This window comes from Tardiphaga sp. 768_D3_N2_1 (assembly GCF_052076105.1).
Classification (GTDB): Bacteria; Pseudomonadota; Alphaproteobacteria; order Rhizobiales; family Xanthobacteraceae; genus Tardiphaga.
Window position 1 is genome coordinate 4,556,197 of the sequence record NZ_CP197245.1, and the last position, 13,919, is coordinate 4,570,115.

The 13,919-nt window shown below is 61.0% G+C and carries 16 protein-coding genes; 3 read left to right on the forward strand and 13 right to left on the reverse strand.

All coding sequences use genetic code 11. The annotated features are described in order from the left end of the window. Positions 1–26 precede the first annotated feature (26 nt). The 7 genes from AB8A27_RS21350 to AB8A27_RS21380 form a co-directional block, all read right to left on the reverse strand. Positions 27–917, reverse strand: a complete 891-nt coding sequence (locus tag AB8A27_RS21350; protein ID WP_441243635.1) for a metal ABC transporter substrate-binding protein — start codon at positions 915–917, stop codon at positions 27–29. A gap of 2 nt (positions 918–919) precedes the next feature. Next, complete coding sequence (locus AB8A27_RS21355; RefSeq protein ID WP_441243636.1) at positions 920–1,789, reverse strand: metal ABC transporter permease; 870 nt, start codon at positions 1,787–1,789, stop codon at positions 920–922. 5 nt (positions 1,790–1,794) lie between these two features. Beyond that, entirely contained in the window at positions 1,795–2,553 is a 759-nt protein-coding gene (locus tag AB8A27_RS21360; RefSeq protein WP_441243637.1) for a metal ABC transporter ATP-binding protein, read from the reverse strand. After that, complete coding sequence (locus AB8A27_RS21365) at positions 2,550–2,762, reverse strand: hypothetical protein (RefSeq protein ID WP_092145958.1); 213 nt, start codon at positions 2,760–2,762, stop codon at positions 2,550–2,552. Before AB8A27_RS21365 ends, AB8A27_RS21360 begins: the two co-directional genes overlap by 4 nt. Before the next feature lie 92 nt (positions 2,763–2,854). Beyond that, complete coding sequence (gene crcB / locus AB8A27_RS21370; protein WP_441243638.1) at positions 2,855–3,229, reverse strand: fluoride efflux transporter CrcB; 375 nt, start codon at positions 3,227–3,229, stop codon at positions 2,855–2,857. Between the two features lie 175 nt (positions 3,230–3,404). After that, positions 3,405–4,004 carry a superoxide dismutase gene (locus AB8A27_RS21375; protein ID WP_092145962.1) on the reverse strand — a complete coding sequence of 200 codons (600 nt, stop codon included), beginning with the start codon at positions 4,002–4,004 and terminating at the stop codon, positions 3,405–3,407. Between the two features lie 127 nt (positions 4,005–4,131). Continuing rightward, positions 4,132–5,373, reverse strand: coding sequence for an MFS transporter (locus tag AB8A27_RS21380; RefSeq protein WP_441243639.1), 1,242 nt, complete (start codon positions 5,371–5,373; stop codon positions 4,132–4,134). A 116-nt stretch (positions 5,374–5,489) separates the two neighbouring features. On the opposite strand from AB8A27_RS21380, the gene AB8A27_RS21385 reads away from it, so the two are divergent. Together AB8A27_RS21385 and AB8A27_RS21390 are read left to right on the forward strand one after the other, a co-directional pair. Further along, positions 5,490–6,014: a GNAT family N-acetyltransferase gene (locus AB8A27_RS21385; RefSeq protein ID WP_441243640.1), complete on the forward strand. Its 525-nt coding sequence runs from the start codon at positions 5,490–5,492 to the stop codon at positions 6,012–6,014. Positions 6,015–6,157: 143 nt separating this feature from the next. Continuing rightward, complete coding sequence (locus AB8A27_RS21390; RefSeq protein ID WP_441243641.1) at positions 6,158–6,601, forward strand: DUF2147 domain-containing protein; 444 nt, start codon at positions 6,158–6,160, stop codon at positions 6,599–6,601. Between the two features lie 15 nt (positions 6,602–6,616). Here AB8A27_RS21390 and AB8A27_RS21395 read toward each other — a convergent pair whose 3' ends face one another. The 5 genes from AB8A27_RS21395 to AB8A27_RS21415 form a co-directional block, all read right to left on the reverse strand. Then, the gene (locus AB8A27_RS21395; protein WP_441243642.1) at positions 6,617–7,768 is read right to left on the reverse strand and encodes a DUF3095 domain-containing protein; all 1,152 of its coding nucleotides are present in this window, start codon (positions 7,766–7,768) and stop codon (positions 6,617–6,619) included. A gap of 99 nt (positions 7,769–7,867) precedes the next feature. After that, the gene (gene glnT / locus AB8A27_RS21400) at positions 7,868–9,172 is read right to left on the reverse strand and encodes a type III glutamate--ammonia ligase (protein WP_441243643.1); all 1,305 of its coding nucleotides are present in this window, start codon (positions 9,170–9,172) and stop codon (positions 7,868–7,870) included. Positions 9,173–9,225: 53 nt separating this feature from the next. Continuing rightward, on the reverse strand, positions 9,226–10,557 hold the full coding sequence (locus AB8A27_RS21405; RefSeq protein WP_439091221.1) for an FMN-binding glutamate synthase family protein: 1,332 nt from the start codon (positions 10,555–10,557) through the stop codon (positions 9,226–9,228). Beyond that, complete coding sequence (locus AB8A27_RS21410; RefSeq protein WP_441243644.1) at positions 10,557–11,243, reverse strand: protein glxC; 687 nt, start codon at positions 11,241–11,243, stop codon at positions 10,557–10,559. The genes AB8A27_RS21405 and AB8A27_RS21410 overlap by 1 nt, the downstream gene beginning before the upstream one ends. Further along, positions 11,243–12,136: a class II glutamine amidotransferase gene (locus tag AB8A27_RS21415; protein ID WP_441243645.1), complete on the reverse strand. Its 894-nt coding sequence runs from the start codon at positions 12,134–12,136 to the stop codon at positions 11,243–11,245. Before AB8A27_RS21415 ends, AB8A27_RS21410 begins: the two co-directional genes overlap by 1 nt. Before the next feature lie 135 nt (positions 12,137–12,271). Here AB8A27_RS21415 and AB8A27_RS21420 point away from each other — a divergent pair, with 135 nt between their 5' ends. After that, positions 12,272–12,934, forward strand: a complete 663-nt coding sequence (locus AB8A27_RS21420) for a helix-turn-helix domain-containing protein (RefSeq protein ID WP_441243646.1) — start codon at positions 12,272–12,274, stop codon at positions 12,932–12,934. 3 nt (positions 12,935–12,937) lie between these two features. On the opposite strand, the gene AB8A27_RS21425 is transcribed toward AB8A27_RS21420, so the two are convergent. After that, a complete protein-coding gene (locus tag AB8A27_RS21425) occupies positions 12,938–13,900 on the reverse strand; it encodes a GlxA family transcriptional regulator (protein ID WP_441243647.1) in 963 nt (320 codons plus the stop codon). Between the last annotated feature and the right edge of the window lie 19 nt (positions 13,901–13,919).

The following is a 13,919-nucleotide window of genomic DNA, read 5'->3' on the forward strand; positions in this document are numbered from 1 at the left end:
GCGCCGGCAGCAGGGGTGCCCCTGCGCTAACTGGTCAGCGCGCTCGTCAGCGCCTTTATATTGTGCCTGACCATGTCAATGTAAGTGGGGGCGTCGCCGTTTTCGGCCGTCAGGCTATCGGAATACAGCGTTCCGCCGATTTTTGCCCCGGTCTCGGCGGCAATCCGGCGCATCAGCCGAGGATCGGCAATATTTTCCAGAAAAACAGCCGGAATTTTCGAGAGCTTCAGCTGGGTGATGATGACGGCAATATCCTTGGCGCTGGGCTCGGAATCCGTCGAAACGCCCTGCGGCGCAATGAATTCGATGCCATAGGCCGCCGCGAAATATCCGAAGGCGTCATGGGTCGAGATCACCTTACGGCGGGCCTCGGGAATGCTGGCGACAGCGGCCTTCACGTCATTATCGAGGATGGCCAGCTTCGCGAGATAAGCCTCAGCGTTCGCCTTGTAGGCGTCCGCACCGGCCGGATCGACCTTGGCCAGCGCATCGCGAATATTGGTGACGTAAATTCTGGCATTGTCCACGGACTGCCACGCATGCGGATCTTCATGCGAATCGAGCTTACGCGGTGCGATGCCCCGGCTTGCAGTGACGATTGTCGCCTTGCCGCCGGAGGATTTCACCAGCCGCGGCAGCCAGCCTTCAAAGCCCAGACCGTTGACCACTACAAGCTTCGCATCGGCGATCTTTTTCGCGTCTTGCGGCGTCGGTGTGTAGACATGCGCATCACCATTCGGGCCAACCAAGGTCGTCACAGCGACTCGCTCGCCGCCGACATTGCGGACGAAGTCACCCAGGATGGAAAAACTGGCGACGATGTGGATCTTGTCCTGTGCACGCGCGGGAACGATCGCGCTGAGCAGCGATAGAGCAGCACAGAGAGCGAATACGCTGGATTTCCGCAAGACTGACACAACTACGCCTCAAGATGACGGCCGGGGAATAACTGCCTCACCAAGCCACTGACATTGCCGAACAAAACCGAAAATACGTAGAGCACCGCGGCGACGAGGATAATCGCGGGGCCGGACGGCACCTTGGTCTGGAACGACAGCACCAAACCGACGTAACCGGAGATCATTGCGCTCGCGACGGAGATCATCATCATCCCCGTGATATCGCGCGACCAGAACCGCGCGATGCCAGCAGGAAGGATCATCAGGCCCACCGCAAGCAGCGTGCCGAGCGCATGAAAGCCGTTGACGAGATTGACGACGACCAGCGCGAGGAATGCGAGATGCGCAGGTGCGCCAGCACGCGAGACCGTGCGCAGAAACACCGGGTCGACGCATTCGATCACCAGCGGGCGATAGATCACGGCCATCACCAGCAGCGTGATCGTCGCGTTGAAGGCGATCACCAGCAGCGTCTGGTCGTCCAGCGCGAGAATATTGCCGAACAGCACATGCAGCAGATCGATATTGGTGCCGCGCATCGAAACGATCGTGACGCCGACTGCCAGTGATACGAGATAGAAGGCTGCAAGCGACGCATCTTCCTTGATGACCGTTACGCGCGAAACGAGACCCGCGAGCAGCGCGACTGAAAAGCCGGCAATCAGGCCGCCAAACGTCATCGCAAACAGATTGAGCCCGGAGAACAGGAAGCCTATGGCCGCCCCTGGCAGGATGGCATGCGCCATCGCATCGCCCACAAGGCTCATCCGCCGCAGCATCAGGAACACGCCGATCGGCGCACCGCCAAGTGCCAGCGCGACCACACCGGCCAGCGCGCGGCGCATGAATTCGAATTCAAGGAATGGCGCGATCAGCACATCATAAAGCATGTCGATCAGGCCGCCTGCGAATGTGTGGTATCGACGACGCAGGTGCCGGCGCCGTCGTCGAAAGCTTCGCACATGCGCCGCGCTTCAAGCAGGTTATCCGCCGTCAACACCTGCTGCGTTGCCCCCCAGGCCACCGAGCCACGCGCCAGCAGCAGAGTTTCCGGAAAATGCGCGCGCACCATATCCATATCGTGCAGCGCCGCCAGTACCGTTCGCTTTTCCGCGTGCCAGTGACGAACCAGCGCAATCAGATCCGCCGATGTCTTGGCGTCGATGGCATTAAACGGCTCGTCGAGCACGATCACCCGCGCATCCTGCAGCAGCACGCGCGCGAACAGCATGCGCTGCATCTGGCCGCCGGATAGTGTGCCGATATTGCGGTTCTCGAAACCGTTGAGGCCGACAGCAGCCAGCGCCTGCGCGATTTGCGCGCGTGCTTTTTTGCCGAGGCCACCGAAGATGCCAGTCGTGCGCCAAAGGCCTGTGCCGACGAAATCGAATACCGAAATCGGGAACGTCCGGTCGATATCGACGCTCTGCGGCAGATAGGCGATATCGCGCGCCTTCAACTCACCCAGCATGATCGCACCGGTCAGCGGCTTCAGAATGCCGACGATGCCGCGAAACAACGTTGACTTGCCGGCGCCATTAGGACCGACCACCGCGAGAAGGCTGCCCGCCGCGATCTCGCCATTGAGGTGATGCACCGCCGGATGGCGGTCATAGCCCAGCGTGACGTCCCGAAATGAAAGCTGCGCGCTCATGACGGCCTCATCGCCAGCAGAACCACCGCCCAGAGCGCTGCGGAGACCGCCAGAGCGGCGCCGACACGTGCCGGCAATGTCATGCGCAGGATCGACCAAGGCGCAGGCTGGGCCGGATGCGGGCTGGCAGGCCCATGACTGTGGGTATGACCAAGGCCGTGCGCGTGACCATGGGAGTGGTCATGACCGTGAGAATGGGAATGCGCCATGAAATCGGGCCTGAGCCAATGAAACCGCGGCGCCAAAGGCACCTCGCTTATATGTATGTTATATTATAACATATCGCAAGCCCGGGAGCGGGTTAGGCGAAGTGGCGAACCAGCGCCAAGCCGGCAAACAACCCGGCGATCGACAGCACGACCGACCCCAGCACATAGGCCGCCGCCAGCCCCAGTTCGCCGCGCTCATAAAGCAGCGCCGCATCCAGCGAGAAGGCCGAAAAGGTTGTGTAGCCGCCGAGAATGCCGGTCATCAGAAACAGCCGCCATGGCTGCGAGGCCTCGCCCTTGAAAGCGAGGTAGCCGGCGATCAGGCCCATCACGGTAGAGCCGGTGACGTTGATGATGAAGGTGCCCCACGGGAATCCCGTGCCCATGCACCGCGCGCAGGTAACATTGATGACATGGCGCAGGGTCGCGCCGAGGCCTCCGCCGATGAAAACCAAAACGTAATTCATTGAATATCTGCCGCCCCTGATGGCCCGCTATCGTCATTCGTTCTGCCGCAGCCTGCTTGCGGCGGCAAGTCGCAGGCAGCGCGTCACCTCGCACAAATACGACAGCATAACGAAAAAGGGCGGTAGCTCGCGCCACCGCCCTTCCCACACGCCATCAGGCGCAAATTGAATGCGATCAGATCGCCTTGCCGAACTGCTCGTCGACATAGTCCCAGTTCACGAGGTGATCGACGAACGCCTTGAGATAGTCGGGACGACGGTTGCGGTAGTCGATGTAGTAGGAGTGCTCCCAGACGTCGACGCCGAGGATCGGGGTCGCGCCATGGACCAGCGGGCTTTCGCCGTTGGCGGTCTTGGAGATTTCCAGCTTGCCGTTCTTGACCGAGAGCCAGGCCCAGCCGGAGCCGAACTGGCCGACGCCTGCAGCGGCGAAATCGGTCTTGAACTTCTCGAGACCACCGAGATCCTCGGTGATCTTCTTCTCGAGACGGCCGGGCAGCTTGTCGCCACCGCCGTTCGGCTTCATCCAGTTCCAGAAGTGGAGATGGTTGTAGTGTTGGCCGGCATTGTTGAAGAGCGCGGCATTCTTGCCGAACGAGCCCTTCACGATCTCTTCAAGCGATTTGCCTTCGAATTCGGTGCCCTTCAGCAGGTTGTTGCCATTGGTCACGTAAGCCTGATGGTGCTTATCGTGATGGAATTCCAGCGTTTCCTTCGACATATGCGGCGCGAGCGCGTCATAAGCGTAAGGCAGGTTGGGAAGCGTGAAGGTCATGGGTCCAGATCCGCAATAATGGGAGAGTTGGCTTAACGGGAACCCTTATAGAAGGTTCCGTCCGGCTCCGACACTCCCATCTTCGCGATCCCGACCGCCGGCGATCCCGATCGTTTGACGAGCCCGATCAGGCCGCGCTCGGCATTGCAGCGGGGACGGCATCGCGTCGCACCGGGGGCTTCACATTCATCAGCATCTGGAAGCATCCAGCGATCAGGCCAATCACCACCGCGGATTGCCAGGCACGGTCATAATTGCCGAGATGCGAGAAGATCATTCCACCGCCCCAGGCGCCGAGGAAAGATCCCGCCTGATGGCTGAGGAAGGCGATGCCGGTGAGCGTGGCCATGAAACGCAGGCCGAACAGCTGCGCAACGAGGCCGTTTACCAGCGGCACCACGCCGAGCCACAGCGATCCCAGCACGGCTGCGAAAATCATGGTCGTGGTCGGCGTTGCCGGGAAATAGAAGTAGGTGGCGAGCGCCAGCGAGCGGGCGATGTAAATTCCGCCGAGCAAAATCTGTTTCGGATAACGGCCACCGAGCCAGCCAAAGGCGTAGGAGCCAAACACGTTGAACAGGCCAACTAGCGCCAGCGCCGTCGCACCGAGCGATGCATCAAGGCCGCAAATCGCCAGATAATTCGGCAGATGCGTCGTGATGAAGACGAGTTGCAGGCCGCAAACAAAGAATGACAGCGCCAGCACGATATAGCCGGAATGGCCGAGTGCAGACTGCACCACTTCGCTCATCGATTGCGGCGCCTCATCGATCGCCGCGTGCTCGATCTTGTCGGACTGGCCGGCAAACAATGCGGCAGGGACCATCACAGCAGCCAGACCGAGGAAACCGATCAGTGCAACCTGCCAACCGGCGGTCGAGATCAGGGTCTGCGCCAGCGGGGAGGCAATGACGAGGCCGAGCGAACCGGCGGCCGACACAGCACCCATGGTGACACTGCGCTTGGCAGCAGACACACTGCGCGAGGCCACCGTCATGGTCATGCTCGAGGCCGTGCAGGACAGCGCGAGGCCAACACACAGGCCAGCACCGAGGGTGAAAACCAGCGGCGTGGTCGCGAACATCATGAAGACGAGGCCGGCAGCATAAATCAAAACGCCGATGATCATCACGTGACGAGTGCCGAAACGATCGGCGATGGCACCGATGAAGGGCTGCGAGATGCCCCAAATCACGTTCTGCAAAGCGGTGGCCAGCGAGAAATCGGCCGTGGTGATGGCGGTGTCGCGCAGGATCGAGGGTTGAAACAGGCCAAAGCTCTGGCGCATGCCCATGGCCAAGCTCAACAGCGTCGCCGCGCCGGCTAAAATCGCCCAGCGCTGGTATTTGGAGAGCTCCGCCTCGGTCATTCCAACGTTTCCTTGATCCCTAGAATATTATTCTCAGATAAGCACCGGATTCGACAGGTTTACTACCCTCGGACCGACCTATAAGGGCTGCACAAAGCGCAGAGGTGGCGACCGAAATGAGCATCGAAATCGAGATTGTGACCGGCGATGCCTCATGGCCGAGCGTCAAACCGCTGTTCGACCTGGTTTGGCCGCGCGAGGCCGTCGAGAAACTGCCCTGGGGACACCTGGTCTTCGCCTATCCCGAATTGCGGGTCATCGTGGAGGACGATGGGCAACCGGTCTGCCATGTCGGCCTGTATCGGCGCGAAGGCATGTGGAAGGGTCGCAAGACGCGGATTGGCGGAATCGGAGGCGTTGTGACGCATCCCGACTATCGTCGTCGCGGTCTGGCCAGCCTGGCGCTCACAGCCGCACTCCATACGCTGAAAGACGAACGCGCCACCGATTTTGCGCTGCTGTTCTGCGAACCGCACCACGCAGAGTTTTACACGCGCCGCAACTGGAAGCCGTTTATCGGCGAGGTCTATGCCGAACAGCACGGCGCGCGGATACGCTTCGATGTCATGACCCCGCTTGTGTCCTACCTGAAGCGCGCGCCGCATGAAGGCGAGATGGACCTTTGCGGGCTACCGTGGTGACCGCCACCGATTGACCTGAGCAAGCTGCGTCAAATTGAATCGATCATGATCATTTGAGACGCTGGGTCAGCTCAACCCATCTCCGCGGCATTGCACAAATCCAATTTCTTGTTATGCAGACCGCCTGATCCGAGGAGACACGCATGGCCGCCAGATTCATTGTTATGATCGCATTGCTGGGTGCGGTGTTCGCAGGCTCCGCTGCGCAAGCCCAGTCGGGTGGCGAAGCGACGGGTGTCTGGCAGACCCAGGCTGGCGATGCGCAAGTGCGGGTCAGCAAATGCGGCACGATTCTGTGCGGCACCATCGTTTCGCTGCGTGACAAGATCGATCCGCAGACTGGCAAGCCCCCGATCGACGACAAGAACCCGGATCCCGCGCTGGCCAAGCGCTCGATGATCGGCATTCACCTGTTCTACGACATGCGGCCCACCGGCGCGAATACGTGGTCCGGCCGAATCTACAATGCCGATGACGGGAAGATCTATACCAGCAACCTCGCCTTGACCGGCCCTAACACGCTCAAGGTCGAAGGCTGCGTCGGCGCATTCTGCGGTGGCGAGAACTGGACCCGCGTCGGCCGGTAACTCGGTTTGCTTCTTTCAGACTGACATGGCCTTCAACGCGGTGGCCGCCGAAGCATAACCACCGCGCGCGCCGTCGATGAAATGCACGTGATCGCTGCGGATGGCAGACGGTGTGAAACACGTCATCATCGCAGCATCCTGCCGGTGCAGACCATAGCGCACCGTTCCTTCCGAGACCGCTGCAACAAGATGCTGCTCTAGCGCGCGTTCGAGATCGGGCGTGCAATCCAGAATCATACGCAGGCTGTCGTCATATTTGCGGAAATCCGAATTCTCGACCAGTTGCTCCACATATGTCTTCGGCACGAAGCCGCCGACGCTGATGCCGAAGCGCATCACGACATAGACGAACAGGGTTCGCATGAGTACCCGTATGCGAAAACGCGCCAGCGAGTTCGCTCCTCGGCCGGCCAGAATCTCATAGTCCAGCCCTGCAGGGGGCCACTTCAGCGCTGGTCCGCCAGCAGGCACGGGACGGCCCGCATTTGGACTGCGTTCGACCAACGCGATGATGTCTTCGATGACGCGACGAAATGCCGATGCGTCGGCTCCCGTTGCAGCCGTCACCAGCACCGACAGGATCAAACCATGCGTCGATGGAATTTCCTCGAAGCGACATGAGAGCCCGGAGAGATCGGGATAGGTCCCGACAGGCGCCGGAGTCACCGCGAATTCGCCGCGCTTCATCGCGGCCTCCGCCCAACCCAGTCCACCACCGGAAAACATCGCATAGGACACGTTCTTTGACGGACCGAAGCGCGCCACGCGCACATCCAGCCCCTGCGCACGGATGTCTTTGATAGGCACCAAGGCCACGCGCATCACGAGATCGAGATCGTGCTTTACCCAGGTCGCCGTCGCCGCCAATGCCCCGCTGGCGCGATCGAGATCGTCCGGCGAGACTGCGAAGCTTGCACCATCGCCACCGAACACGAACGGGAATTCACGACCTTCCAGCGCATTGGTCACCGCCGCGATGACGGCGGCGCCGGCCATGTTGACGGCCTTGTAGCGCTGTTCGGCGATGGCTTTGGTGGATTCGACGATATCGGCGACGCCGACGATCCAGTCATCCGGCAGTGGCTTGTACAAGGACGGGTCCATCACCCGGTTGAAGCCGTAAAAGACCGGAATTCTGGAATAGAAATCGCCGCTTTCGATGGTCATCTGCGCCAATGTCCTGCGGCAAAGTTGCGGCAGCTTGTGGCGGCCTGTGACAACACGATGGCCACGACCTTAGCACGGATTTGAGCAAGAATTCTTGCCCTAGCAATCCAAGGTCGTCTGCCGCTCCCATTCGGTGAGCTGGCGGCAATGCTCGTTCCAGTCACTATGTTTGAGCTTCAGATAAGACCCGACCACGACTTCGCCGAGCTGCGCCTTTAACACCTCGGATGCTTCGAGCGCACGCAGCGCATCGAGCAGGTTGAGCGGCAACTGCTTCGCCTTTGGCGCCTTTGCGCCGTCCGTATACATATTGATGTCGAGCCGCGGGCCGGGATCGCGGGTATTGGCCATCCCGTCGAGGCCGGCAGCCAACAGCGCCGCAGGCAGCAGATACGGATTGACCGCGCCATCAGGCAAACGGAATTCGAAACGGCCTGCATCTGGAATGCGGATCATATGGGTGCGGTTGTTGCCGCCATGGGTCACCGTGTTTGGCGACCATGTCGCGCCGGACAGCGTACGTGGCGCGTTGATGCGTTTGTAGGAATTCACCGTGGGATTGGTGATCGCGCAGATCGCTTCGGCGGAATGCACGAGCCCACCGATAAAGTGATAGGCGGTTTTCGAGAGACCCAACTCGCCGCTTTCGTCCTCGAAGACGTTTGAACCGTCCCTGGTCGACCACAGCGATGCATGCACATGACAACCGTTGCCGGTGAGATTGGCGAAGGGCTTCGGCATGAAGGTCGCCTTGTAGCCGTGCTTCTCGGCAATCGACTTCACCATAAACTTGAAGAAGGCGTGGCGATCGGCAGTTTTCAGCGCGGTATCGAACTCCCAGTTCATCTCGAACTGGCCGTTGGCGTCTTCATGATCGTTTTGATACGGCTTCCAGCCCAGCGCAATCATCGCATCGCAGATTTCGGCGACGATCTCGTAGCGCCGCATTAGCGCCTGCTGATCATAGCAGGGCTTGGCTTGCTGATCGGCCGGATCGGAAATCGCGGTGCCGTCCGGCGCGATCAGAAAATACTCGCATTCGACGCCGGTCTTGAGCTCGACGCCCTGCTCGGCCGCCTTGGCAATCAAGCCCTTTAGCACCTGGCGCGGATTCTGCGCGACCGGCTTGCCGCCCATATAGAGATCGCCTGTCACCCAGGCGACGCCGGGCTTCCATGGCAGCAGCGTCAGTGTGTCCATGTCCGGCATGACCAGCACGTCGGGATCGGCCGGCGTCATGTCGAACCAGGCCGCAAAACCCGCAAAGCCCGCGCCGGATTTCGCGACACTGTCCATCGCGGTCGCCGGCACCAGCTTGGCGCGCATGCCGCCGAACAGATCGACAAAGGCGATGAGGAAGTATTTGAGGTCTTGTTGTTTGGCTAGTTCGGTCCAGGTCGTCATTGACATCTCCGAAAGTGAACCAGCCAATTTTGCGAAGAGATATTGGCGGCCTGTTAGATATTGCTGCCGGGAATCCAGTTCGTTCCGGCGAGAGGGACCCTCGCCATCGCCGCCGACTCCATTGTCAGCGCCACCAGATCTTCCGGTTCGAGATTGTGGACGTGGCTCTTGCCGCAGGCGCGCGCGATGGTCTGCGCTTCAAGCGTCATCACCGACAGGTAGTTCGCGAGCTTGCGCCCAGCGATGACGGGATCGAGCCGCGCGGCCAGCAAAGGATCCTGCGTGGTGATGCCCGCGGGATCGCGACCTTCGTGCCAGTCGTCATAAGCACCCGCCGTGGTGCCGAGCTTCTGGTACTCGGCTTCCAGCGCCGGATCGTTATCGCCGAGCGCGATCAGTGCGGCCGTGCCGATCGCCACCGCATCGGCGCCAAGCGCGAGGCACTTGGCCACGTCGGCGCCATTGCGGATGCCGCCGGAGACGATGAGCTGTACCTTGCGATGCATGCCGAGATCCTGCAGTGCCTTCACCGCCGGCGGGATCGCGCACATCGTGGGCAGGCCGACATTCTCGATGAACACATCCTGTGTCGCCGCAGTGCCGCCCTGCATGCCGTCGAGCACGATGGCATCGGCGCCGGACTTCACCGCGAGCGCGATGTCGTAGTACGGACGGGATGCACCGACCTTCACGTAAATGGGCGTATTCCAGTCGGTGATCTCGCGCAGTTCCTGGATCTTGATTTCGAGATCGTCAGGACCGGTCCAGTCCGGATGCCGGCAGGCCGAGCGTTGATCGATGCCGACAGGCAAACGGCGCATGCCAGCGACGCGCTCGGTAATCTTCTGGCCGAGCAGCATGCCGCCGCCGCCGGGCTTGGCGCCCTGCCCGACCACGACCTCGATGGCATCAGCCTTGCGCAAATCGTCCGGATTCATGCCGTAGCGCGACGGCAGCACCTGATAGACCAGCAAATCGGAATGACCGCGTTCTTCAGGCGTCATGCCGCCATCGCCTGTCGTGGTCGATGTGCCGACGGCCGATGCACCACGACCGAGCGCTTCCTTTGCCGGACCCGACAGCGCACCGAAGCTCATGCCGGCGATGGTGATTGGAATCTTCAGATGGATCGGCTTCTTCGCAAAGCGCGCGCCGATGACGACATCGGTAGCACATTTCTCACGGTAGCCCTCCAGCGGATAGCGACTGATGGAAGCACCGAGAAACAGCAAATCATCGAAATGCGGCAGCTTGCGCTTGGCGCCCGCGCCACGGATGTCGTAGATGCCGGTCGCGGCAGCACGGCGGATTTCCGCAATGGCGGCATCATCGAAGGTCGCCGACTTGCGCGGCGGCGTATGGATCCAGCGGTCTTGCGCGCTCATCAGTACGATCCGACGTTGTCGATGTGAAAGTGGTAGAGTTTGCGCGCCGATCCGTAGCGCTTGAACTCGTCGGGGCTGACGCCTTCGACGCCCGCGTCGTCCAGTAGTTTTTTCAGCTCGGTCTTGTGCTCGTCCCGCAGCGGCTTCTCAATGCAATCGGCCCCGAGGCTTGCCACCGTTCCGCGCACGTAGAGATGCGCCTCATAGATGGAGTCGCCGAGGGCATCGCCGGCATCGCCGAGCACCACAAGCTTGCCGGCCTGCGCCATGAAGGCGGAGAGATGGCCGACCGAGCCCTTCACAACGATATCGATGCCCTTCATCGAAATGCCGCAACGCGCCGATGCGTTGCCGTCGATCACCAGGAGGCCGCCATTGCCGCTGGCACCGGCCGCCTGCGATGCGTCGCCGGTGACATGAACGCGGCCCGACATCATATTCTCGGCCACGCCCTGCCCGGCATTACCGCGTACGGTGACGCGTGCCTGCTTGTTCATGCCGGCGCAGTAGTAACCCACATGGCCGTCGATATCGATCTCGACCGGAAGATCGAGACCGACCGCGATATTGTGCTGGCCGCGCGGATTGGTAACGGTCCAGTGCGTCTCGTTGGTGTTGGGTGTGAGTTTATGCAGTGCGCCATTCAGCTCGCGCAGCGGCGATGAGGCGAGATCGACCGTGGGCATCAGTGGCGCTCCCACAAATAGACTTTGGCGGGTTCGGGCTCCCACACCTTGGCGACGTCGATGCCAGGCAAATCGACGAGCGCGCGATATTCGGTGCCGAAGGCGACCCAGCGATCGGTCTCGGCCATCACGGCCGGCTTGCAAGCGATGGGATCGCGCAGCACGCCGAATCCGGTCTCGGTACCGATGACGAATGTGTAGAAACCATCGAGTGCAGACAACGACGAGGTCATTGCATCCTGCAGCGAAGCGCCTGCCGCCATCTGCGAACTGATATAGCCGGCGGCCACTTCGGAATCATTTTCGGTGCGGAACGTCATGCCCTGGCGAATCAGCTCGCGGCGGACGTCATTGTGGTTCGACAGCGAGCCGTTATGCACGAGACACTGGTCCGTGCCTGTGGTGAACGGATGCGCGCCATTGGTGGTGACGGCGGACTCCGTTGCCATGCGGGTATGGCCAACGGCATGCGTGCCGCTCATTGCGCTCAAACCGAAGCGCTTCGCCACATCGGCGGGCAGACCGACTTCCTTGAACACCGCCATGCGCTTGCCGCGCGCAACCATATCGACGTCCTTCATGCCGACGAGCGCAGCGGCGATGGCGGCCTCGCGGTCCGTGGGGATGCTGATAACGGCGTGTGTGTCGTACACCCGGTACTCAATCGACGCGCCAGCCACCTTGCCGAGCGATGCCATCAATTCAGCGAAATCAAACGACGGGGCAGCGCGCAGTGTCAGTTTGATCTGACCGGCATCGCCGTCGCCATATACAGCAAAGCCTGCCGAGTCCGGACCGCGGTCACTGAGCGCTTCCAGCATGCCGGACAACAGTCCGCCAAGCTCGGGCGCCAGCCTTTGATCTTTCAGAAACAGACCTGCAATGCCGCACATGAGGAGCGTCTCACTCGTTGAATGCGCGTGAACCTTGCCTGAAATAAAACCGCCATGTCAACCATAGAGAAAATAGTTTTCCCTATAGGAAATATCGCTATTGTCGGGAAATCGACGCATGTAGGAAACGCCCCCGTGAAAGCGAAACCGAAGAAGACCAAGTCATCGCCCGCGCGACCGAAGCCGGAAGAGCTGCGCACCGGTTCGAACGCGCCACTTGAAGCCGGCGGCTCTCTCGAGTCCAAGATCGGCAATGAAGTGCGCCAGCTCCGCAAGGAGCTGGAGCTGACAGTGGCAGAGCTCAGCACATCGGCGGGCATATCCACGGGCATGCTGTCGAAGATCGAGACCGGCAGCATCTCGGCATCGCTGGGCACGCTCAACGCACTATCGAAAGCACTCAACGTGCCAATTAGCCGTTTCTTTCGCGAAACGGAGGAAGAGCGCGACTGCTCATTCGTGAAGGCCGGCGCGGGCACCCGGATCGAACGACGTGGTACGAAATCCGGTCATCACTATCAATTGCTCGGCCAGTCGATTCATGGCGAGCTCGGCGTCGAGCCCTATCTGATCACTCTGAACGAGGACGCCGAGGCCTATAGCAACTTCCGCCATGCCGGTGTCGAGATGATCTACATGCTATCCGGCAAGGTGCGCTATCGTCATGCCGACCAGACCTATCTGATGGAACCTGGCGATACGCTGTTCTTCGACGCCGCCGCGCGGCACGGGCCAGAAGAACTGGTGAAGGCACCGATGACCTATCTGTCGGTGATCATCTATCCGCGGCGAAGTTAGGCCTTACTTCGCCTTGCTCTTCCCCAGCATCCGGTCTTGCGACGGCGACACCTCGAAGGCGCGGCGATAGAGGCGCGCGAAATGGCTGGCGCTGGCGAAACCACACTCGGCTGATATCTCCACGACCGGCATGCTTGTCTGCTGCAGCAGCGCGCGGGCCTTAGCGAGGCGCAGCGTGAGATAATGCTGCTCGATGGTCACCCCGAGATGCGCGGTGAATAGCCGCTCGAGTTGCCGCACGGACACGCCAGCCACTTTCGCCAGTTCATCGCGGACTGCCGGGCTGGCCAGACGACGCTCCATCACAGTGACGGCTGACAACACCGCGCGATTGCTGGTGCCGAGACGCTCGCGCAGTGAAATGCGCTGGCTATCATCGCCGAGCCTTACAGCTGTCTGCAGAAACCAATCGCTGACTTTTGCTGCCAATGCCTGCCCATGATCGCGGCGTATGATGGCATGCATCATGTCGAGTGCCGCGACGCCGCCGGCGCAGGTCAGTCTGTTGCCGTCGATCTCGAATAGCGTTCGCGTTGGCTCGATATCCGGGAACGCCTCGATGAATGCATCGAGATGTTCCCAATGGATCGTGCAGCGGACATCGTCGAGCATGCCGGCCTTGGCGAGAATGAAAGGCCCACCGGATACACCGCCGATGGCGCAGCCGGAGCGCGCCAGACGGCGCAGCCAGGCCAGCGTCTTCGGATCATCGAAGGTCGCGGGATTGCCACCGGCGCAAACCAGAACCGTGTCATAGCGCACGCTATCGGCAATGGTGTGATCGGAGGCCACCGACAATCCGTTCGATGCCAGGATCGCATCGGCACCGGTCGAGATCTGCAGCCACTGATACAGTTTCTTGCCGGCCAGGACATTGGCTGCCCGTAGCGGCTCGATCGCCGAGGCGAAAGACATCAGCGCGAAACCATCGATCAGGAGAAAACCGACGCGGTGAGGTTGGGCCATCGTATCCGCGCCGGTTCAA